This is a genomic window from Synechococcus sp. CC9605 (genome assembly GCF_000012625.1).
Lineage (GTDB): Bacteria > Cyanobacteriota > Cyanobacteriia > PCC-6307 > Cyanobiaceae > Parasynechococcus.
Map to the genome: position 1 here is coordinate 2,296,948 of NC_007516.1, position 20,002 is coordinate 2,316,949.

Annotated in this window: 19 protein-coding genes; 15 read left to right on the top strand and 4 right to left on the bottom strand. The window is 53.2% G+C overall.

The features are described 5' to 3' along the window. Positions 1-16 precede the first annotated feature (16 nt). The 5 genes from coaE to SYNCC9605_RS12445 all read left to right on the top strand — a co-directional run bounded on the left by coaE (position 17) and on the right by SYNCC9605_RS12445 (position 3,100). Positions 17-640 (top strand): dephospho-CoA kinase, encoded by a 624-nt coding sequence (gene coaE / locus SYNCC9605_RS12425; RefSeq protein WP_011365417.1) that lies wholly within the window; start codon positions 17-19, stop codon positions 638-640. 106 nt (positions 641-746) lie between these two features. Continuing rightward, the gene (locus SYNCC9605_RS12430; RefSeq protein ID WP_011365418.1) at positions 747-1,274 is read left to right on the top strand and encodes a hypothetical protein; all 528 of its coding nucleotides are present in this window, start codon (positions 747-749) and stop codon (positions 1,272-1,274) included. A gap of 209 nt (positions 1,275-1,483) precedes the next feature. Further along, positions 1,484-2,011: a hypothetical protein gene (locus tag SYNCC9605_RS12435; RefSeq protein WP_041435273.1), complete on the top strand. Its 528-nt coding sequence runs from the start codon at positions 1,484-1,486 to the stop codon at positions 2,009-2,011. A 209-nt stretch (positions 2,012-2,220) separates the two neighbouring features. Further along, positions 2,221-2,748: a hypothetical protein gene (locus SYNCC9605_RS12440; protein ID WP_041435276.1), complete on the top strand. Its 528-nt coding sequence runs from the start codon at positions 2,221-2,223 to the stop codon at positions 2,746-2,748. A 61-nt stretch (positions 2,749-2,809) separates the two neighbouring features. Beyond that, on the top strand, positions 2,810-3,100 hold the full coding sequence (locus SYNCC9605_RS12445; RefSeq protein WP_011365421.1) for a hypothetical protein: 291 nt from the start codon (positions 2,810-2,812) through the stop codon (positions 3,098-3,100). A 434-nt stretch (positions 3,101-3,534) separates the two neighbouring features. Here SYNCC9605_RS12445 and SYNCC9605_RS12450 read toward each other — a convergent pair whose 3' ends face one another. Next, entirely contained in the window at positions 3,535-4,326 is a 792-nt protein-coding gene (locus tag SYNCC9605_RS12450) for a prolyl hydroxylase family protein (RefSeq protein ID WP_011365423.1), read from the bottom strand. Next, entirely contained in the window at positions 4,326-5,810 is a 1,485-nt protein-coding gene (gene gatB, locus SYNCC9605_RS12455) for an Asp-tRNA(Asn)/Glu-tRNA(Gln) amidotransferase subunit GatB (protein WP_011365424.1), read from the bottom strand. Before gatB ends, SYNCC9605_RS12450 begins: the two co-directional genes overlap by 1 nt. A gap of 98 nt (positions 5,811-5,908) precedes the next feature. Here gatB and thiO point away from each other — a divergent pair, with 98 nt between their 5' ends. The 10 genes from thiO to SYNCC9605_RS14155 all read left to right on the top strand — a co-directional run bounded on the left by thiO (position 5,909) and on the right by SYNCC9605_RS14155 (position 18,543). Beyond that, positions 5,909-7,033, top strand: a complete 1,125-nt coding sequence (thiO, locus tag SYNCC9605_RS12460; protein ID WP_041435279.1) for a glycine oxidase ThiO — start codon at positions 5,909-5,911, stop codon at positions 7,031-7,033. A gap of 113 nt (positions 7,034-7,146) precedes the next feature. Beyond that, entirely contained in the window at positions 7,147-7,413 is a 267-nt protein-coding gene (locus SYNCC9605_RS12465) for a hypothetical protein (protein ID WP_041435282.1), read from the top strand. Further along, positions 7,410-7,745, top strand: coding sequence for a hypothetical protein (locus tag SYNCC9605_RS12470; RefSeq protein ID WP_041435285.1), 336 nt, complete (start codon positions 7,410-7,412; stop codon positions 7,743-7,745). The genes SYNCC9605_RS12465 and SYNCC9605_RS12470 overlap by 4 nt, the downstream gene beginning before the upstream one ends. A gap of 62 nt (positions 7,746-7,807) precedes the next feature. Continuing rightward, positions 7,808-10,495: an ATP-binding cassette domain-containing protein gene (locus SYNCC9605_RS12475; protein WP_257929509.1), complete on the top strand. Its 2,688-nt coding sequence runs from the start codon at positions 7,808-7,810 to the stop codon at positions 10,493-10,495. Continuing rightward, entirely contained in the window at positions 10,492-11,613 is a 1,122-nt protein-coding gene (locus SYNCC9605_RS12480; protein ID WP_011365428.1) for an HlyD family efflux transporter periplasmic adaptor subunit, read from the top strand. The genes SYNCC9605_RS12475 and SYNCC9605_RS12480 overlap by 4 nt, the downstream gene beginning before the upstream one ends. Then, positions 11,613-13,760, top strand: coding sequence for an NHLP family bacteriocin export ABC transporter peptidase/permease/ATPase subunit (locus tag SYNCC9605_RS12485; protein WP_011365429.1), 2,148 nt, complete (start codon positions 11,613-11,615; stop codon positions 13,758-13,760). Before SYNCC9605_RS12480 ends, SYNCC9605_RS12485 begins: the two co-directional genes overlap by 1 nt. A 365-nt stretch (positions 13,761-14,125) precedes the next feature. Then, positions 14,126-14,920, top strand: a complete 795-nt coding sequence (locus SYNCC9605_RS12490) for a class I SAM-dependent methyltransferase (protein ID WP_011365430.1) — start codon at positions 14,126-14,128, stop codon at positions 14,918-14,920. Next, positions 14,917-16,125, top strand: coding sequence for a diaminopimelate decarboxylase (locus tag SYNCC9605_RS12495; protein WP_011365431.1), 1,209 nt, complete (start codon positions 14,917-14,919; stop codon positions 16,123-16,125). The genes SYNCC9605_RS12490 and SYNCC9605_RS12495 overlap by 4 nt, the downstream gene beginning before the upstream one ends. A 12-nt stretch (positions 16,126-16,137) precedes the next feature. Beyond that, entirely contained in the window at positions 16,138-16,713 is a 576-nt protein-coding gene (locus SYNCC9605_RS12500) for a GNAT family N-acetyltransferase (protein WP_011365432.1), read from the top strand. An 879-nt stretch (positions 16,714-17,592) separates the two neighbouring features. Next, a complete protein-coding gene (locus tag SYNCC9605_RS14155; RefSeq protein ID WP_257929513.1) occupies positions 17,593-18,543 on the top strand; it encodes a HesA/MoeB/ThiF family protein in 951 nt (316 codons plus the stop codon). 98 nt (positions 18,544-18,641) lie between these two features. On the opposite strand, the gene SYNCC9605_RS14160 is transcribed toward SYNCC9605_RS14155, so the two are convergent. Further along, complete coding sequence (locus tag SYNCC9605_RS14160; RefSeq protein WP_198002457.1) at positions 18,642-19,022, bottom strand: FkbM family methyltransferase; 381 nt, start codon at positions 19,020-19,022, stop codon at positions 18,642-18,644. 653 nt (positions 19,023-19,675) lie between these two features. Continuing rightward, entirely contained in the window at positions 19,676-19,831 is a 156-nt protein-coding gene (locus SYNCC9605_RS15635; RefSeq protein ID WP_156783137.1) for a hypothetical protein, read from the bottom strand. Positions 19,832-20,002: the final 171 nt, after the last annotated feature.

Here is a 20,002-nt window from a genome sequence, read left to right on the forward strand (position 1 = left end):
ATCCTGCTCCGACACCATGGCGCCTGGCGAGCCGTTCTCGCAACGACGCATCGGACTCACAGGCGGGATTGCCAGCGGCAAGAGCAGCGTGGGCCGTTGGTTGGCGCAGCAAGGGCTGCCGGTTCTGGATGCGGATCAATTCGCCCGAGAGGCCCTCGCGCCCGGTCATCCCGCCACGAACAGCGTGATGCAGCGGTACGGCTCAACGGTCCGGGCGGAGGCAACCGAAGCCATCGACCGAGCTGCCCTGGGGCGCATCGTCTTTCATGACCCCGCTGAGCGGCGCTGGCTTGAGCATCTAATTCACCCGATCGTGCGGGAGCGCTTCGATCAAGCGCTCAGCTTGCATGCCGATACGCCAGCCGTTGTGCTGATGATTCCGCTGTTATTCGAAGCGGGCTTGGAGTCGCTCTGCAGCGAAATCTGGCTGGTCGACTGCGATGAATCCCAGCAACTCGAGCGCTTGATCGCACGGGACGGCCTGAGCCCTAAAGCAGCTCAAGCCCGCATTGCCGCCCAATGGCCCCTGAACCAGAAACGCGGCTTGGCTGACCACGTGGTTGCCAATCAAGGCCATCCAGGAGCCTGGCAACCACAGGCAAGAGAACTGCTGAAGATGAGCCCCACAGCAGAGCTGTGATCAAGCTCACACGCCATGGAGACCGGGATCAAATCCCCAAACGGCAAACCCGCGGACAGTGAAATCAGCCCGATGCCAAGGGCAACTCAGCCAACACACAATCACCATGTCTTTCAAAACCATCACAACCTCATCTCTCGCAATTGGCGCCTTAGCCTTATCCCTTGCTCCTGCCGACGCTCACGCCCAGTCCTTCGTCAAGGACATCTTCGGCGATAAAGGCGCTTGTGATGAAGGCTTTGTCGTCCTCCCTGGCGTCGCAGGCGGTGGCCGCGACTGCAGCGAGGCCATCGATGTCGTCCAAGAGGAAGCCTCTAAAGACCGTCGTCATGACAGAAATTCGCAGCTGATCGGCCTTGGAGGCAATCTCATCACCGGGCTGATTCTCAACAGCCAAAACCAAAAAGCTGAAAATTCCTCTGGCCCTTCAGACGCCGAACTCGCCCTGATCAAGCAACAACATGAACTGGAGTTGTTGAAACTCCAGCTGCAACTCCAGGCCCAGCAGGCCCGACCTGTTCACGGCGCACCCACAACCGTGAACTACGTGCCTGGCTATCCCCAACCCCCCGTGGTCAATCCCGCGGGCTATGGGCCCTACCCCTACCCAGCCCAACCTGCTCAAACCTTCTGACTCTCTACAAACCTCACTGCAGCCCTGACCGTCACTCAGGGCTGCTTTTTCATGCCTTAGCTAACCCAAAAACATCTGCATCGCAGCTGTTTTGATGGCTGTGAGCGAAATCACAGATCGCTGAGAGCACGGTCATCACATCAAACGCCACAGCGAGAGATCTTGAGTTCATGCCCAACACAACATCCCTCACACACAGCGTTAAAACCATGACCTCACTCCGCCTCGCCGCTGCCTCCATCGCTGCCGGCGCTTCCCTTCTCTCCTTCTCCGCTCCCGACGCTCACGCCCAGTCCTTCGTCAAGGACATCTTCGGCGATAAAGGCGCTTGTGATGAAGGCTTTGTCGTCCTCCCTGGCGTCGCAGGCGGTGGCCGCGACTGCAGCGAGGCCCTCGATGTCGTCCAAGAGGAAGCCTCTAAAGACCGTCGTCATGACAGAAATTCGCAGCTGATCGGCCTTGGAGGCAATCTCATCACCGGGCTGATTCTCAACAGCCAAAACCAAAAAGCTGAAAATTCCTCTGGCCCTTCAGACGCCGAACTCGCCCTGATCAAGCAACAACATGAACTGGAGTTGTTGAAACTCCAGCTGCAACTCCAGGCCCAGCAGGCCCGACCTGTTCACGGCGCACCCACAACCGTGAACTACGTGCCTGGCTATCCCCAACCCCCCGTGGTCAATCCCGCGGGCTATGGGCCCTACCCCTACCCAGCCCAACCTGCTCAAACCTTCTGACTCTCTACAAACCTCACTGCAGCCCTGACCGTCACTCAGGGCTGCTTTTTCATGCCTTAGCTAACCCAAAAACATCTGCATCGCAGCTGTTTTGATGGCTGTGAGCGAAATCACAGATCGCTGAGAGCACGGTCATCACATCAAACGCCACAGCGAGAGATCTTGAGTTCATGCCCAACACAACATCCCTCACACACAGCGTTAAAACCATGACCTCACTCCGCCTCGCCGCTGCCTCCATCGCTGCCGGCGCTTCCCTTCTCTCCTTCTCCGCTCCCGACGCTCACGCCCAGTCCTTCGTCAAGGACATCTTCGGCGATAAAGGCGCTTGTGATGAAGGCTTTGTCGTCCTCCCTGGCGTCGCAGGCGGTGGCCGCGACTGCAGCGAGGCCATCGATGTCGTCCAAGAGGAAGCCTCTAAAGACCGTCGTCATGACAGAAATTCGCAGCTGATCGGCCTTGGAGGCAATCTCATCACCGGGCTGATTCTCAACAGCCAAAACCAAAAAGCTGAAAATTCCTCTGGCCCTTCAGACGCCGAACTCGCCCTGATCAAGCAACAACATGAACTGGAGTTGTTGAAACTCCAGCTGCAACTCCAGGCCCAGCAGGCCCGACCTGTTCACGGCGCACCCACAACCGTGAACTACGTGCCTGGCTATCCCCAACCCCCCGTGGTCAATCCCGCGGGCTATGGGCCCTACCCCTACCCAGCCCAACCTGCTCAAACCTTCTGACTCTCTACAAACCTCACTGCAGCTCCACACCACCAAAAAATCACTACAAGCATTCCAACCAATGTCTTTCCGAAAAACTTTTGCACCGATCCTCCTGGCTGCACTCAGCACAGCTGCAGCCGCACACCCCGGCTCCGCCGAAGAAAGTCGCATTCGCATTGAAACCGACAGCACGGAAGCTAGAATAGAATTTTGCGTCACAAAAGAGGTCTGCAAATTCATTCACCTTTCTGGCATGATCCCCGAAACTGCTATCAACGCAGAGGCCAACAAAGAACCCACAAAAGAGAATCAAAACAACAGCTTTATCAAGCAAATCAACGATCAAATCTTTGGCCTGCTTGGCTTTTAAGCTCGGGCCTGTTCAATCAAAGCAACTCAAAAGACAATTAATCATGAACTTCAAACACCTTGCTCTGACCATTCTTCTGCTCAGCCCAGCCCTCACCCTCCCATCTCCTTCTCAGGCTCAGACCGATACCAATGCACCAAAACGAGCACTCAACTTGGCCCGCGATACAGCAATCCGCATGAATGGCGGGCTATCAAACTATCGACCGGGACGCTGCATGTACCGGGGGGTCTCTAACAATCGATGCCTTGCCCAGCGTGATGCCTCTGGATTCATTTTTCACTTCCCAGGCGGACAACCCGGCTGGCAGGAATCCGGGGCGCCGCCAACAAAAGTTACCGTGCTGCGAGTTTCCCCCGATGGACGCTCAATAACGCAAAACATTTACAACGGCCCCCTGTCCCAGTACGCAGGCCCAACACAGCCTCGTTGAGTCAATCATTACGACCGAAGTCGGCGCGAAACCACTTGGTGATCACCCATTTTTGGCCCGCCTCCACTGGCAGGGCCTCATGCAGGGTGAAGTGATTGGGGGTTCCATCGGCCTGGAGGTTATTCCAGGCCAATGCTGTACCAGGCACAGGCGTGAACGAGCGCCCCAGGCGGCGGAACAACGTCTCTCCACCCCGCTCCACAGTGTTGAGATAAACCATCACCGTCCAGGTGCGTTGACCGCCAATGTCGGTGAGAGTGGCGTATTCCTCCGTCCCCGGCGAAAACCAATCTGTGTGTTCCTTGAAGTATTCCCCGGGGTCGTAGCGCTGCCCCTGAATCGGTTCCGAGAGGCGCGGATCCACGCCAAACAAGGCCGCAAAACGCTGATCCAGGTTCGCCGCCATCTGGAGATGGTTCTGGCGCAAGTGACAGGTGCGGCTGGTGCGGTAATCGCTGCTGCCTTGGGTCACCGTTGACGGCTGCAGTGACGCGTTGATGGCGTCGATTACCTGCTCACATTCCTCATGGCTGAGCAGTCCTGGCAGCTCATAGACCTGGGCCAGTGAGGTATCCAACCGCCAGGCGCGAGGCCGGTGATCCGGCCGGGTGAGTGGGGCCTCGAACCAGGCCAACCAATCGGGCGTCGACGACTGAAGGACCGCAACTATCGCCTCGCGCGCGAAGCCCTGCTCAAGGGCCCGCTGCATCAATCCTTCAGGATCACATCCGCGATCACGGTTCTGCAGCAGCCACTCCTTCCAGGCATCGGGAATGGCTGTCGCTCCACTCATCAAACCTTGAGCTTCTTGCTCAGAATCTGGTTAGCGAGCTTGGGATCCGCCTTACCACCGGTCTTCTTCATCAACTGTCCGACGAAGAAGCCCTGCAGCTTGGTCTTGCCGCCGCGGAAGGCCTCCACCTCATCGGGATGGGCCCCCAGCAGCTCATCGACGATGGCTTCGATCGCCGCCGGATCGCTGATAATGCCAAGGCCACGCTCATCGACGATCGCCTTGGGTGAGCCGCCTTTCTCGAGCAGCTCAGGCAAAATCTCCTTGGCGATCTTGCCACTGATCTTGCCGCCATCGATCAGTTGCACCATCTCGGCCAACTTCTCAGGACGGAAGGGCAGTTCGGCATAGCTGAGCCGGTTGCTGTTCACATGGGCAGCGATGTCGCCGGTGATCCAGTTCGCCGCAAGCTTGGCGTCAGCGCCAGCGCCCACAACCGCCTCGAAGTAGTCGGCCATCGGCCGCTCATCGGTGAGCACCCGCGCGTCGTACTGGGAAAGACCAAGCTCATCGGCGTAGCGATGGCGCTTGGCGGCAGGCAGCTCAGGCAATTCAGCGCGCCAGGATTCCCGCTGATCCGCACTCACCTCAATCGGGCCGAGGTCTGGATCCGGGAAGTAGCGGTAATCGCTGGCCCCTTCCTTGCTGCGCATGCTCTTGGTGAGCTGCTTGCCCTCATCCCAGAGGCGGGTCTCCTGAACGATCGGCTCACCGGTCTCGTAGGCCTTGATCTGACGCTTGATCTCGTACTCGCAGGCCTTCTGGATGGCCGAGAACGAGTTCATGTTCTTGATTTCCACCTTCGTTCCGAAGGGCGCATCCGGGCCCCGACGCACGGAGATGTTGACGTCGCAACGCAGGGATCCCTCCTGCATGTTGCCGTCGCTCACGCCCAGATAACGCATGATTCTGCGGATCTCCGAGGCGTATTCCGCAGCCTCGCGGCCCGTGCGCAGATCCGGCTTGCTGACGATCTCGGCCAGGGCCACACCGGCCCGGTTGTAGTCCACGAGCGAGTGGGTGGAACCCGCCAGGCGGTCGCTGCCGGCATGCACCAACTTGCCGGCGTCTTCTTCCATGTGAAGACGCTCGATACCGATGGTCTTCAGGTAAGTGTCCTTGCCTTTTTCAGCGACCTCCACCTCGATACAGCCCTCTTCAGCGATCGGTTCGTCGTACTGAGAGATCTGGTAGTTCTTAGGCAGATCGGGATAGAAATATTGCTTGCGGTCGAACTTGCTGTGTTCAGCGATGTTCAGATTCAGCGCCATCGCTGCCTTCACGGCGTACTCGAGAACCTTCTGATTCAGCACCGGCAGCGTGCCAGGCAACCCGCACACCACTGGATCGATATGGGTGTTGGGTTCATCACCGAAGGTGGTGGAGGCAGCCGTGAAGATCTTGCTGTCGGTTCCCAGCTGCACGTGGGTCTCCAGACCGATCACGGCTTCCCAGGCTTGGTCTTTTGCTGCAGGTGCCGGCATCCGCTGTGAGGGTCTGTCAGAGACCGCAATCCTATGGAAGAGGACTAAACGGCAAGCTGAGAGGCTGCCAAGACGCATCCACCGGCCTCGATCCCGCCATGACCGCCGCTCGCAGCTCTTCTTCTGAACCGGTTCTAGTGCTCGGCGGTGGCCTCATGGGCCTGGCGATCGCCCATCAACTAGCGCGCAAAGGGATTGCCGTCACCGTGCTCAGCCGACGACGCAGTGAAGCCGCGGGGTTTGTTGCTGCAGGCATGCTCGCCCCCCATGCCGAAGGTCTCAGCGGCCCTCTACTGCAACTGGGGCAACTCAGCCTCGGACGAGTGCCGAGCTGGGTGGCCCAGATCGAGGCTGACAGTGGCCTGCCTTGCGGTCTGCGCTCGACGGGCATCGTCGTGCCGTTCCGCAGCGACAAAGAGCGAGACCTTTACCCCACAGCCGCTTTTGGCGAACCACTGGATCGCGAGCAGCTGGAACAGGAACTCCCTGGGCTGGCCCCTGAATGGTCCGCTGGGCTTCTCTTCTCCCAAGACGGACAAATCGACAACCGACGCCAGCTCATGCGAGCGCTGGAGAGCGCCTGTGTCGACCGAGGTGTGCAGTTCCAAGAAGGAGTGGAGGTGCAGGAGCTACTGCAAAACCACGGCCAACTGAAAGGTGTCCGGACGAGGGACTTGGAAGGAACCTTGTCCACCCTCTCTTGCAGCCAAGCCATGCTTTGTAGCGGCGCCTGGAGTGCCCAACTGCTACCGGAGCTTCAGGTGTTTCCGGTGAAGGGGCAGATGTTGTCATTGCAGACTCCTCGAGGTGCTCTGCGGCGGGTGATCTTCGGTCCGGGGACTTATTTCGTGCCGCGAGAAGATGGCCTGGTGGTGGTGGGAGCCACATCGGAACAGAACGCAGGCTTCAACGAAGGACTCACACCCCAGGGGCAAACCACCCTCGAACAGGGCATTGCCGCGTTGCTGCCAGAAGCCATCAACTGGCCGCCGATGGAACGCTGGTGGGGCTTTCGTCCCTGCACACCCGACGAAGGCCCCTTACTGGGTGAGAGTCCGATCGCTGGACTGTGGCTGGCCTGCGGCCACCACCGCAATGGTGTGCTGATGGCAGGAGCAACCGCGGAGTTGATCGCCGATCTGGCCAGTGGTAGTGCACCCCGCAAGGATCTCGCGGCTCTGTTGCCCAGTTTCCGCTGGGATCGCTGGCACTCTGAACCCTAAGAAGCGTTGATTGAGTTTTTCTTTCCGCCCCAAGGGCTGCATGAATGCCATCCCACAGCCATCCTGAAAAGAACCTGGCACTGAACCGCCCAAGGCAGCCATCATTCCAAGCCATGCCGCCCTTCAGCGTCTTCGAGCGCAGCAGTCCGAAACTTCTGAACTGGCTGAAGTCCACAGGAGTGACTGGGACGATCCAAGGCTCCACGCGACTGATTCAGGAAGGAGAGCAGCAGCTAAGGCTCTTGATGCTCCTGGAGGGCGAGCCCACACCAGCTCTTCATCCCATCCTGAGCGGAAGTGCGGACATCCTGGTCACCCTCTCTGAGGTCAACCAAGTCGTCGGGAGCACCCGCCGTGGAGAGTTGTTGAGGGGGAAATGAGTTTGGTACTGGAGGAGCAACATGGGGCCTCAGCAGGCGTGCATTGCCCCGATGGCATGGCTCTGTTGACGATCAATGGCACACTCCTTTTGGCCGAACTGGAGAGCGACCTTTCCCTCCCCTGCCGTTTTGATCGAGGCTTGGCCTGCCTGCTCTCCCAACACAGTCGGGATCAACTCCAACGCTACCGAGGCGTAACCCACAGCCAACAAGCTGAGCTGAGCGAGATCGATCGTCTCGATCTCGCTCAGCTCACAGGCATCAGTCGAGCCGCTCGCCACGTCGACTGGCTCTGCAATCACTTTCAGACCAAGGAGACCACAGAGCCATGAGCTGGGGTGCAGGCAGACAGGAGCCATGGCCTGCCTTGCCCTTTCGGATCATAGAGGGGGAGATGCTGCTCGTCTCCTCTGGCGAGCGCGACTTCGCACTACTGCGTCTGGAAGCTGAACGCATCTATCCAGGCCTGCCAGAGCCGATATCAAGCGAAATCAAACTGAAACTACAAGCCATCCAAACAAGCCGGGTGGAGTTGCTGGCCGATGGCGACGACACAGAGGGCCGTCAGTGGTTAGGACAACGCCTGAGCGAAGAGCTTGGTGAAGAACAAGGTGAAGACGTCTCGCTCCCCCCAAGCAAGCAGGAGTTAATCGAGAAACTGATCGCGCGGCATGGCGTCTCTGACCAGCGTCATCAGACGTTGCTGCAGAGCTATCAACCTCTGAGCCATGGAAGCGAACAGGAGCTGTTCGTGGAAATGGAGATCAGCGGCGCAGACAATCTTGAATCCCCCGACGGTGCAACGCAACAGGGGAAGCACCTGAGCGATCCGGTCTTCAGTGCACTCTCCCTGGTCTGCAGGGATCAAGGCAAGCTGCTACCGCTTCCCTCTCACCTGGCCGATCCGAACCTGAGACGTCGGCTGCAACAACTGCTCAATCGCACGGATCTGTTCGCTCGGGAGGTGGTGATCAATGCGAGCGATCTGAATCACGACTGTGGAGACCTGATCGGTTTTGTCGACGAACAAGACGACCAATCCGAAACACCCGGCAGCATCGTGGTGCTCAAATCCACTGCCAAGGGGTATCGCGCCTGGCTGCCTGGACAGATGTCCAGGCCATTACCGCTACACCAGTGCAGCCCATGGCTCGAGAATCTTTCCCCCCGCATGCTGTCGGTCAGCCCAGCCTTCGGCTCAAAGGATCAGAGCACTCTTGGATTGCTGCGGTTTGCCTATGGCAAGCCACGCCACACCACAGCGTTCGTGATCGGCGGACTCCTGCTTGGAGTGATCATCGGCTTCCTTCTGGCAATCGGCAGAGACGTTGGAGCCGCCCGTTGGATTTTCGGCATGGGGATTGCCGGACTGCTCACCGGCACCACTCTGGGATTCCTCAGTGGGGGCTTCCGCTTGGGAGTTGGCGTGATGCTGCTCTCCACCCTGCTTTCCCTTCTCACCCCAACGTTCAACACGGTGATCACCAACCAGGCTCTTCCCGATCGAGACCTGGGCCTGCTGCTCCAGATCAGCCTGATCCTGGTGGCAGCAGGCATTGCCCGCGTCTGCTTCGAATGGGTGCAAACCAGGGCCGTTCAACTCAGCCAGCAAAGGGGTGCCGCCCGCTCGCAACTGGCCGGCATGCACCGCCTGCTGCGCCTGCCAACCGACTTTTTCCGAACGCGAAATGTTGGTGACTTACAGCTGCGCTTTGGTGCTCTCGACGAACTACGCGCTGAGATCCAACAACTTCTGGAGGGAGGGCTACTGCGGCTGGTGCTGACCAGCATCTACATCCTGTTCATGCTGCGCATCAGCGTGAAGCTGACAGCCTTAGCGCTGGTGGTAGCCGCGTTGATCCTCCTTCCCACTGCGCTGATTGGTCTGCAGTCGAGGCCTTTGCAACGACAACAGGAAGAAGCGGAAGGTCAGGCACAAAGCCGAAATCTGGAACTGCTCGGTGCTGTAGCCAAGCTGCGCCTGGCCGGCGCTGAACAGGCTGCGGCCCGATGGTGGGGTCAGGAATTCCAGAAGATCGTCAATCTTGAAAATGCACTTGATGCCAAGGAAGCCAGTGCCTCCCTGCTGAAGGCGGTCATGCCCAACCTCGGCACCTTGCTCATATACATCGTTGTAACGCGATTAATCGCTGAGGCAGCCAATGCTCCGACCCTGAATGCGCCGAACGTGGGACAACTCCTCGGCTTCTTCTCGGCATTTGGCACCTTCATCGGTGCGGCCGCCGGCTTCGCCGGACTGTTGATTGGCGCCTTCGACATGCCTGTGATCTACGAACGGGCCCGACCGATCCTCCAAACCGAACCAGAAACTGCCGAATTGCTTGAGGAAGCAGGCGTTCTGCAAGGCCACGTACAGCTTGATCGCGTGAGCTATCGCTATGCACCAGAGCTACCGCTCGTGCTGGATGGCGTGAGTCTCGAGATCAAAACGGGGGAGCAACTCGCCATTGTTGGCCCCTCGGGGTCAGGTAAATCCACTTTGGTTCGCCTGCTACTGGGCTTCGCAGCCCCGGAAGACGGTGAAATCCGTTTCGATGGCCAACCGCTCAACGGTCTAAGGATCGACAGCGTGCGGCGACAGATCGGAACGGTGCTCCAAACGAACACCCTCTTCAACGGCACCCTGATGGAAGCGATCGCAGGCGGCAGCGTGATCGATGAACAGGAGGCATGGCACGCGGCCGAGCTAGCAGGCCTGGCCGATGAAATCAGGGCCATGCCAATGGGCATGCAAACCATGGTTCCGGAAGGAGGCGGCACTCTTTCGGGCGGCCAGCGACAACGGGTCGCAATCGCGCGGGCCCTCGTACGTCAGCCCAGAATCCTGATTTTTGACGAAGCCACCAGCGCCCTCGACAACCGCACTCAGGCGATCGTCACGCGCAGCCTTGCATCACTCTCCATCTCCCGGATTGTGATCGCCCATCGCCTTAGCACGATCCGACAGGCTGATCAGATCGTTGTCCTCGCGCAGGGCCAGGTGCAGGAGCAGGGCAGCTGCGACACCCTGATGCAAGCCAAGGGGCTGTTTTCCCGGATGATGGAACGGCAGATCACATGAGCCTCTTCCGCAAAAAAGCACTGGATGCACTGTCCAGTCCTGAACAACTCGATCAACCGCTGCGACTGCTTCGTCCAGGTCAGTGGTTGCTTCTCCTTTCCCTGGGTGGATTCTGTCTCACGATCGCAATCTGGTCCATTTTTGGCCGACTGCCCGTGCGGATCAGCGGCAAGGGAGTGCTGATCCGCACCAACAGTCTCATGGTGGTTCAGAGCGAATTAGCTGGCCGAATTCTTGAACTGAATCAGGCGATCGGAGATTGTGTGCAGCGCGGCCAATTGATGGCAAGGGTTGACCCCGTCAACCAGGAAGTCACCAAACAGGAAGCCGAACGGCAACTGGAACAACTCATCAATCAAGACCAACACGAAGACCAATTGGGAGCGATCCGAATCCGACAACAAGAGTCAGATATCGCGCGCATCAAACACCTGGCCGAATTAGGAGCGATGTCAATCGATAAACTCAGCGAACGCCAAAAGGAACTCAGCAGCCTGGTGGATTCCCTCGAAGCCCGCAATGGTCAGCGGGAGCAACAGATCCTGCAACAACGAGCCAAGGTCGAAGCGCGCAATGAGGAAATCGCACGAATCGCCCAGATCCGCGCTCCAATCGACGGCTGTGTGATTGATCGCAACGTTCACAGAGGCGAGGTGCTGCAACAGGGCACCACTGTGTTCACCATCGAGGCCAATCCAGGGCAAGCCCCGCTGGAAAGTCTGGCTTTCTTCCCTGCTGGAGATGGCAAACGCCTGAGCGTGGGCCAACGGGTACGTATCAGCCCGACCAGCACCAAACAACAACGCCACGGTGGAATCGAAGGCAAGGTCCTCAGCATCCGACGACTACCAGTGAGTGACAATGCCCTGACCAAACGTCTAGGGCTCGAGTCCCTACTCGACGCGATAAGGATCGATCCAAAGGGACCGCTGATTGAAGTCCAAACCTCTCTACAGAGAGATCCAGCCACCATCAGCGGCTACGACTGGGGTGGTGGCCCAGGACCAGCCATGCAACTCACCACAGGAACACCGACAGAGGTTCGGGTTCTCGTGGAAGAACGGCGCCCGATCAGCTACGTGATCCCGATCCTGCGGGATCTCACGGGGATCTACTGATGGTGCGAACGCCCACGGTTCTGCAAATGGAGAACACCGAGTGCGGTGCTGCCTCCCTGAGCATCATGTTGCAGCACCACGGGCGCTACGTTCCCCTCACCCAACTGCGCGAGATGTGTGGCGTCTCGCGAGACGGAAGCGATGCAGCCAATCTCATCCGTGCGGCCCGCCGCCTTGGGATGGAGGCCAAGGGATTCAAAAAAGGACTAACGGCTCTGGAAGAGTTGAAGCCGCCGGCGATCCTCTTCTGGGAGTTCAATCATTTTCTGGTGTTCGAGGGATTTCGTGGCGATCGCGTCGCCCTCAACGACCCCGCCCTTGGCCGCCGCAGCGTTAGTCGAGAGGACTTCGACCGCAGCTATACGGGCATCGTCCTGACGATGGAACCTGGGCCCGATTTCAAACGCGGCGGAAAAGCTCCGTCGGTCTGGCCGATCGTGCTGCGGCGCCTCGGTAGCGAACCGAGCGCGGCTCTGTTCATCCTGATCGCCGGGCTTCTGCTGATTCTGCCGCAGCTAGTGATGCCGGTCTTCGCACAGATCTATCTGGACGAGGTAATAGGCAACAACATGAACCAATGGCTCAAACCAATGCTCTGGGCGATGGCCCTGAGCATTGGGGTGCAAGTCGTGCTCCAGCACTTGCAACTGGTGGGGACCCGCCGGCTGGAAAAGCGCCTGACCCGGCGTTTCGCCATTGGCTTCGAGCATCAAATCCTCGCCCTACCTGAACGCTTCTACAGCCAGCGCCATGCATCGGATATCGCTGGTCGGATGGAGATCAACGCCAGCATCGCCGAGTTCATCGGAGGACGTCTGATCCCGATGGTCACTGGCTTGTTGCTGCTGGTGTTCTATCTCATCCTCACCTTTCTCTACAGCCCATGGCTAGGTGTACTGATCATCAGCACAACCTCCATCAACGCGATCGTGGTGCAACTCAACCTTCGCACCCAAAAGGATGCCAGCCTCACGCTGGAGAAGGATGCAGCCAAAAGCGGTGCCGTGGTGGTGAGTGCCATGCGCGACATCGAAACGATCAAGGCTGCTGCAATCGAACACGATGTATTCCGCCGCTTTGCGGGATACCAGAGTCGACTGCTCAACACCCTTCAGGCCATTCAACTTCGCAATGCAAAATTGCGACTAGTTCCCAACGGTCTGACCACATTTAATGAGGTTGCCGTCCTCCTTCTGGGCTTTCTTCTCGTCATCCGGGGAGACCTGACTTTGGGCATGCTTCTGGCCGCCCAAACCATTGCCTTCAGCCTGAAAGGGCAAATCGAGAGTTTGATCGGGTTCGTGCAGGATCTACCTGAATTTGAAGCAGGTGTTCTCCGACTCGAGGATGTTCTCGAACAACCACGTGATCCGTTAATTACAAATGCTTCAGGCCAGGATCAAGCAAACACACCAACTCGCTTAAGTGGACGCATCGAGCTCCAGCAACTGAGCTTCGCATTCACCACAATCCAAGCCCCGCTGATCAACAACCTTTCTCTCACGATTGAGGCAGGGATGCGGGTTGCCCTTGTCGGCAGTAGCGGCAGCGGTAAAAGTACGCTGGCCAAAATACTGGGAGGCCTGCATCAGCCCAGTACAGGAGAGCTGCTCTTCGACGGCCATACGTTGCTCTCCATCCCGCGTGCGGTGGCCGTCAGCTCACTGGCAATGGTGCAACAGGACATCCAGCTCTTCGGATGCAGCGTGCGCGACAACCTCAGTCTCTGGAATCCAGAGATCAATGAGCGCGAACTGCTGACGGCATGCGGGGATGCGGAGATTCTCGACGTAGTTCGCGGCCTGCCCAATGGACTCGATACTGTGCTCAGCGAAGGCGGCCGCAACCTTTCAGGAGGGCAACGTCAACGACTTGAACTGGCCCGAGCCTTAGTCACCAACCCCAGCATCCTGATCATGGATGAAGCAACGTCCGCTCTAGACGCCGATACTGAGCAAAAGGTGATTGCAAACCTCGCCCGCCGTGGATGCACACAAGTGATTGTGGCTCACCGGCTGAGCACAATTCGCGATGCCGACCTAATCCTAGTCATGGATCAAGGAAACATCCTTCAACAAGGAAATCATGAACAACTTATTACGGAAACATCAGGCCTCTACACGCAATTACTGATGGATTCACAGTAAACAAGAAAAGGCAAATTGCCGAGAAAGCCGACAACACACGCAAGAGAAGCATAGATACGGCAGCAGCAACCGTCGAAATAGACCGGACAGTAGAAGCGTCTACAAACGAAGAGCTAAAGAGATTACAACTCTCTACACACGAGGGAAAGAGCCACCATCTGATGAAGCTGCAAGGCCTTTCCTACAGGCTGAGGGCGAACGCAGATAGCAAAAAGTAAATCGATATGAAGCCTCATGGCCAATTTGCGAGCCTCTGGCTAAATGGACACTAAGCGAAGATGTGAGCAGCATCAACGCAAAACGTGACCCACATCACCGCGACAGGGTCATAAAGGGTAGAGAATTTAATCAATCACATCAACACCATGAGCACAAATCATAAAATCTCGAAGAAGGATATCGAAGAATTAAACTATCCAGATTTTGTAGCCTTCATCAATCAGAAGAACACTCCGCCTGGAGGAGAAATAACAACCACCGCATGGACAGAGAATGGATGCATCAACAAAGATAGCCACATTCTTGATTTAGCATGCACCACCGGATTTTCATCAAGAACAATATCCCTGAGCACGGGCTGCAGCGCTGACGGCATAGACATCTCTAGCAAAGCAATTAAAGGAGCCCAGCAAGAAGCAGAAACAAATAAGCTGAACCGCTTAAGTTACCAAGTAGCTGATGCATGTAATCTTCCATTTAAAGAGAAAACATTCACTCACGTTCTAGGCGGATGTAATTTCAGCTTTATCCAAGATAGAGAAGCAGCACTCGGGGAATGTGCGCGAACACTCCGCACAAAAGGGATACTTTGTATTTCAAGCTTTTATTACACAAAAGAACCCCCAGAAGAGCTACTGGAAGAGGTGTATCAAGCCATTGGATTCAAGCCAAATCCCGAATGGACGGCAGCATATTGGGACAAACTCTTCTCTAAACAATTTCACAAGATGTGGGAAGAACATTATGAGCTACCAACATACGACAAAATAATGGTCGAGAAGCTAATCAAGCAGCAAATCTACACCCAAGAGCTTAGGGAGAAAATCAAAGACAACGATATTTTAGACGCCTGCTACGCAAAACTGCTGAGAATAAGATCAACACTGAATAAACATCGAGACTATCAAGGCTTCTGCATTCAAATCTGGACAAAGAAATGACAGAGCCAACACTCTCTGAGATCACTGCGAAAATCAGAGATTCGGAAACGGGGCCTTTTTATCTTATCGACTTTGACGGAATAGAAAATTCGATCATGCGCCTGAAATCAGCATTCGATGCAGATTTCAAAAAGGTCAGGCTAGCGTATTCATTTAAAACAAATAGCCTACAAGCCATTACAACATTCATGCATTCAAAATCAATGGGGGCCGAGGTCGTGAGTGGCCAAGAATTGGAATGGGCACTATCCGATAACTTTGAGCCGAACAATATTTACTTCGATGGACCTGTCAAATCAAAAAAGGAGCACAAAAGAGCTGCGGAGCTAAACGTAAATATTCAGGTCGATTCAGTACAAGAATTAATCGATCTGCTTGAGATCACATCCGATCCAAGCAAGCTAAAGGTAGGTGCGCGTCTAAGCATGCCCTATAAAAACAAAATAAACTCAAGGTTTGGACTGACAAGGAGTGAATTCAAAGAAGCAACGACGATCATGAAGCGTACAGGAATATCCTTTTCAGGCCTTCACCTGCATAGTGGTTCAAATATTACCAATATAAATCAATACCGAGAAAGTATCATGTCATGCATCGATTGCATAACGGAGACTTGGCATGAATTATCCTGGATTGATTTTGGAGGAGGGTTTCCAGCAAATACAGCACTAGCGAATGAGAGTGAGGAACTACCTACGCCTGAAGCATTCTCTAGTTGCATCAAATCAATTATCTCGAAGAAAAATCTGAGCCTCAACAATAAAACGGTTGTGATTGAGCCAGGCAGGTGCTTAGTTGAGGACAATGGACTCTTGCTGGCTAGAGTAGAGCAGATCAAGAAAAGAGAAGATAGGAATATTGTCGTCACAAATGCTGGGTTAAATTTAGTAAAATCAATGCACTCATGGTATCACCCGGTGATTTTTTTGAGGCAAGAAATTGATGAGGAGCAGAGTACCCCATACGAAGTTTATGGCTGCAACTGCTTTGAATCAGACTTAATAATTGATGAGCTTGAAGGCCCCCCCTCGGACTTAAGAATAGGAGATTGGATCGCAATTGGTTCAACCGGGGGGTATGACATGCAAAATTTCAATGCCTGGACTCAACCCTACCCATCAATCTACGGCTCATCGAGAGAAGGCATAAAGAAGCTGAGTGGATGCTTAAGCCCGAGGCAAATGAGACAGAATCAACACAGATAGAGAGATATTACTTTGAGAGATAAAGCCACTACTTCTGAATTAATTGTTGAAGAAGGGATCATCCTAAGGGGCCTAATGCAATGGGACTCAGAAGAATTATACAATCTAGTTAGATCAAACTATCAATACTTAGCGGAATGGTTGCCTTGGGTTCCAAGCGTGAAGTCACAGACAGACAGCTCGAGTTTTATTAGACACCAACAGGAGGAGATGCAAAAACAAAATGAGATCACCTATGGCATCTTTGTTCAGGGAAGACTTTCGGGATGTATTGCAACCCATACTATTGACTGGGGCAATAAAAAAACATCGATCGGCTACTGGATTGGTGAAGAGTACTCCGGCAAAAAACTGATGCAGAAATGCAGCAAGAAATTCATCGAGCACCTGTTCGAAGAGGTTAGGCTCAATCGAATTGAGATTCGATGCGCAGAAAACAACATCGCCAGTAGAAAAATCGCCGAAAAGCTCTTGATGAGAAGAGAAGGCCTCCTAAAGGAAAGTGAATGGATCAAAGATCGCTATATCGATCACATCGTCTATGGATTAACCAAAAGAGAATACAGAATGCAAGGCAGGAATTCCTAGCGTAGCAGGATTTTTCTAGACATCAGCATCTAATAGCTAGATATAGCATGCAAAATATAAGAATGAAGAGGGACTAGACCAGTTGGGATGTGATCAACATCACAGACCCCCTTGATCAACATCAACACATCACTTCCACACTTCGATGATCCTATAGACAAGCTGATCAACAGCTTGATCTTCTCTCACATTCTCTGAAAATGACTCAACCTAACGACCGTCAACTCTCTAATGAAGAGCTCTCTGACGTTGCTGCTGGCCTCTTCCGCCGCACGTTCTTCAAACCACGCACCTCACGCAAAACACTCCTACAACCCAAGCGACTCGACAAAGTGGCTAAAAATCAACTCTGGGCTGACATGATGAATTGATCGCTCTCGCGATCATTCATCTCCTCGATCTCAGCTACCGCTGTTGCTCTCTTTTGTTTAGAGCAGCAGCGGTAGCTTTTTAGTCGCTCATTTCACCATCTTTGATCAACATCACAGACCCCCTTGATCAACATCAACACATCACTTCCACACTTCGATGATCCTATAGACAAGCTGATCAACAGCTTGAACTTCTCTCACATTCTCTGAAAATGACTCAACCTAACGACCGTCAACTCTCGAATGAAGAGCTCTCTGACGTTGCTGCTGGCCTCTTCCGCCGCACGTTCTTCAAACCACGCACCTCACGCAAAACACTCCTACAACCCAAGCGACTCGACAAAGTGGCTAAAAATCAACTCTGGGCTGACATGATGAATTGATAAAAAATCACTAAATAGCAAACAGCTAATTACAATAGTTAAGCCACTCCAAAACCATTATGCAATTACAACTTAAGAGATCAATCTCAATTAGACAAGATCGTAACGGTGGGTTGACCTTTGGGATGGCACCACCACGACACTTTATCCTGGAAAGCCCACCACCCTTTCTTGCCCTTCTTCTAGAGATTCTAAATAAGCCACAATCTCTAGAAGAAGTAATTGAAAAATTAACACAGGAAAACCAGAACTGGAAGCCAAGTGAAATCAGCCAGATATGGCAAGAATTAATTGACCTAAATATTCTGGAAGAGCCTAGAAAGGCTGGAAGATATGACCGTCATGAATTATATTATGATATTTTCAATGTCAATCGCGAACACTATGGCTGTCTGGCAGAAAAGAAGGTTGGCTTAATTGGAGCCGGCGGGATTGGATCCACCTGTGCACTGCTCCTTGCCGCCGCAGGTATTGGAATTCTTTCACTGGCAGATGATGACCTTTTAGAGGAAACCAATCTACCAAGAGTCGTGCTACTAGAAGAGCAAGACATTGGCCTGCCTAAAATAGACCAGATCAAAGAGAGAATCAATGCCAGAAATAGCGCCACAATCATTGAAGCAACTCGGTCAAAAATTAATGGCCCAGACGATATTCTGGCATTCTTCGGAAATTGCGATGCTTGGATATTATCAGCAGATACTCCAACTCAGCTCATTCAAGAATGGACAAATGCAGCCTCTCTAGATACCAATACACCCTATATTTCAGCTGGGTACGCTGAAATCAATGGAATGGTAGGCCCTTTTATAATTCCCGGCGAAACACCGTGTCATCAGTGTAGGATTCTCCAGGGGAATGTTCCATCTGGCCGGCAAATCAATAAGAAAGTACAAGCAACATCTTATGGACCTCTGAACACGATTGTTTCCGCAATGGCAGTGAATGAGGTAATCAGATACCTTCTTGGTCTTGATATAGCAACAAAAGGTACTCAAATTATATTGAATTCGAGCAACTACAGCACGACATTTGAGCCTCTCACATTTGCACCAGATTGCAGATGCCATGCTTAAACAATAAAAGCTATCCCTGTATTGATTTCAACCCTCTAGGAACATGAGATATCTCCTATCTTTGATTCAGCTTCACGATTCTAAAAAATACCAAGCATCTATCTTCGGAAGATTCTTGAATTGCTCTTATATGCATTTTGACTTAAAATCTTATCCATTTTAGCCTCGGAATCAGTCCAGCCATGCTCAATCGCTATCATAGAGAATGTATACCTGTGAAAATTAAATGCTTTCAATATTTCAAGTTCGCCACCCTCAACATCAATTGATAAAAACTCGATGTGAGCTGGAGCACAATACTTATCTAGAAGGTCTATTAGGGATAAGGTAGGAACCTTATGGCTTGTATTTTTAATTCTCCTATTAGATATTGCCCCCTTTTTTAGATACTTTTTTTGTGTAGACAATTCACCATCAGTGCAATCAATAAATTCCACATTTGTATTGCTTTTTCCTGTAATACAGGAGCCGTCAATCAAGCATTGTGGTCGATTGATTCTCAATTAATAATTGACTCTTTTGCAAGGCTCTACAAGAAGACCAGTCCAATTAAACTCAGATTCTAGCAATAAAGTATTACTATGATCAATACCATCGTACGCACCAAATTCAACAAAATAACCGTTTTCCTTATAATTCAATTGATGCAAGCAGATTAGATCAGCTCCAATTTGTGAATTTGATTTGATCAGCAAGTTAATCAAATCTGCTTGACGGCTCGAGGATATTTCATTTCCTTTATTACTGGCAATTTAAAGCCCATTCTAGCCAATGACAAGAGTCTTTCAAAATAATCAATATCAATCACCTTAGCTTGACTTAAATGAGCAAAATAGGCAGATATTGTCCGAAAAATTTTCTTTATCATCACGTAAACATGAATATATTGAATATTTTAGCGATGGACAATAGAATTTCAACAGATTGTTGCATTTGATCCTCAATGCCCAGGGTGTCTGCCATCTATTGTGATGGATCTAGAGGCTAGTTCTTTGAATCAATACCTAGCTCGATTGTTTTACTTGGAATCGCAGATTGTATCCGAATGACGGTTTTGAATTGGCATGAGCAAGATCCAGCACAACTTTCATCATCAATAAGCCCTTGATCCCTCCAGCACAATTGAATCTCTCTACATGAAATCTACGTCAAACATGCTGACAGCAAGATCATTACTATCTTCCATGACCATCCCTGCCTGAATAATAGTGGAAAGACTCGAGATCGTTTCAGTGGTGCAAAGCTCGTCTGAAACTTCAGGCTTATCAAACTTCAGTAGGGCAGTCATCAGGAATCGGCCACGTCAACTCATAACCTGCCTCGAGCCCGCTCTGAAATGCGCATGAGCAGAGGATCAAGCAGCAGAAGCAACCTCGAGGCCTGTAGAAATCAATAAACAATCTGTCAAACGGACCCAAGGATCTGTGGTTGTACCCAGAGCATCGTGGCTAACGCTTGA

Excerpts from the sequence above, each read along its gene's own strand:
- coaE (WP_011365417.1), top strand. The coding sequence starts at position 17 with ATGGCGCCTGGCGAGCCGTTCTCGCAACGACGCATCGGACTCACAGGC.
- SYNCC9605_RS12430 (WP_011365418.1), top strand. The coding sequence starts at position 747 with ATGTCTTTCAAAACCATCACAACCTCATCTCTCGCAATTGGCGCCTTA.
- SYNCC9605_RS12435 (WP_041435273.1), top strand. The coding sequence starts at position 1,484 with ATGACCTCACTCCGCCTCGCCGCTGCCTCCATCGCTGCCGGCGCTTCC.
- SYNCC9605_RS12440 (WP_041435276.1), top strand. The coding sequence starts at position 2,221 with ATGACCTCACTCCGCCTCGCCGCTGCCTCCATCGCTGCCGGCGCTTCC.
- SYNCC9605_RS12445 (WP_011365421.1), top strand. The coding sequence starts at position 2,810 with ATGTCTTTCCGAAAAACTTTTGCACCGATCCTCCTGGCTGCACTCAGC.
- SYNCC9605_RS12450 (WP_011365423.1), bottom strand. The coding sequence starts at position 4,326 with ATGAGTGGAGCGACAGCCATTCCCGATGCCTGGAAGGAGTGGCTGCTG.
- gatB (WP_011365424.1), bottom strand. The coding sequence starts at position 5,810 with ATGCCGGCACCTGCAGCAAAAGACCAAGCCTGGGAAGCCGTGATCGGT.
- thiO (WP_041435279.1), top strand. The coding sequence starts at position 5,909 with ATGACCGCCGCTCGCAGCTCTTCTTCTGAACCGGTTCTAGTGCTCGGC.
- SYNCC9605_RS12465 (WP_041435282.1), top strand. The coding sequence starts at position 7,147 with ATGCCGCCCTTCAGCGTCTTCGAGCGCAGCAGTCCGAAACTTCTGAAC.
- SYNCC9605_RS12470 (WP_041435285.1), top strand. The coding sequence starts at position 7,410 with ATGAGTTTGGTACTGGAGGAGCAACATGGGGCCTCAGCAGGCGTGCAT.
- SYNCC9605_RS12475 (WP_257929509.1), top strand. The coding sequence starts at position 7,808 with ATGCTGCTCGTCTCCTCTGGCGAGCGCGACTTCGCACTACTGCGTCTG.
- SYNCC9605_RS12480 (WP_011365428.1), top strand. The coding sequence starts at position 10,492 with ATGAGCCTCTTCCGCAAAAAAGCACTGGATGCACTGTCCAGTCCTGAA.
- SYNCC9605_RS12485 (WP_011365429.1), top strand. The coding sequence starts at position 11,613 with ATGGTGCGAACGCCCACGGTTCTGCAAATGGAGAACACCGAGTGCGGT.
- SYNCC9605_RS12490 (WP_011365430.1), top strand. The coding sequence starts at position 14,126 with ATGAGCACAAATCATAAAATCTCGAAGAAGGATATCGAAGAATTAAAC.
- SYNCC9605_RS12495 (WP_011365431.1), top strand. The coding sequence starts at position 14,917 with ATGACAGAGCCAACACTCTCTGAGATCACTGCGAAAATCAGAGATTCG.
- SYNCC9605_RS14155 (WP_257929513.1), top strand. The coding sequence starts at position 17,593 with ATGGCACCACCACGACACTTTATCCTGGAAAGCCCACCACCCTTTCTT.
- SYNCC9605_RS15635 (WP_156783137.1), bottom strand. The coding sequence starts at position 19,831 with ATGACTGCCCTACTGAAGTTTGATAAGCCTGAAGTTTCAGACGAGCTT.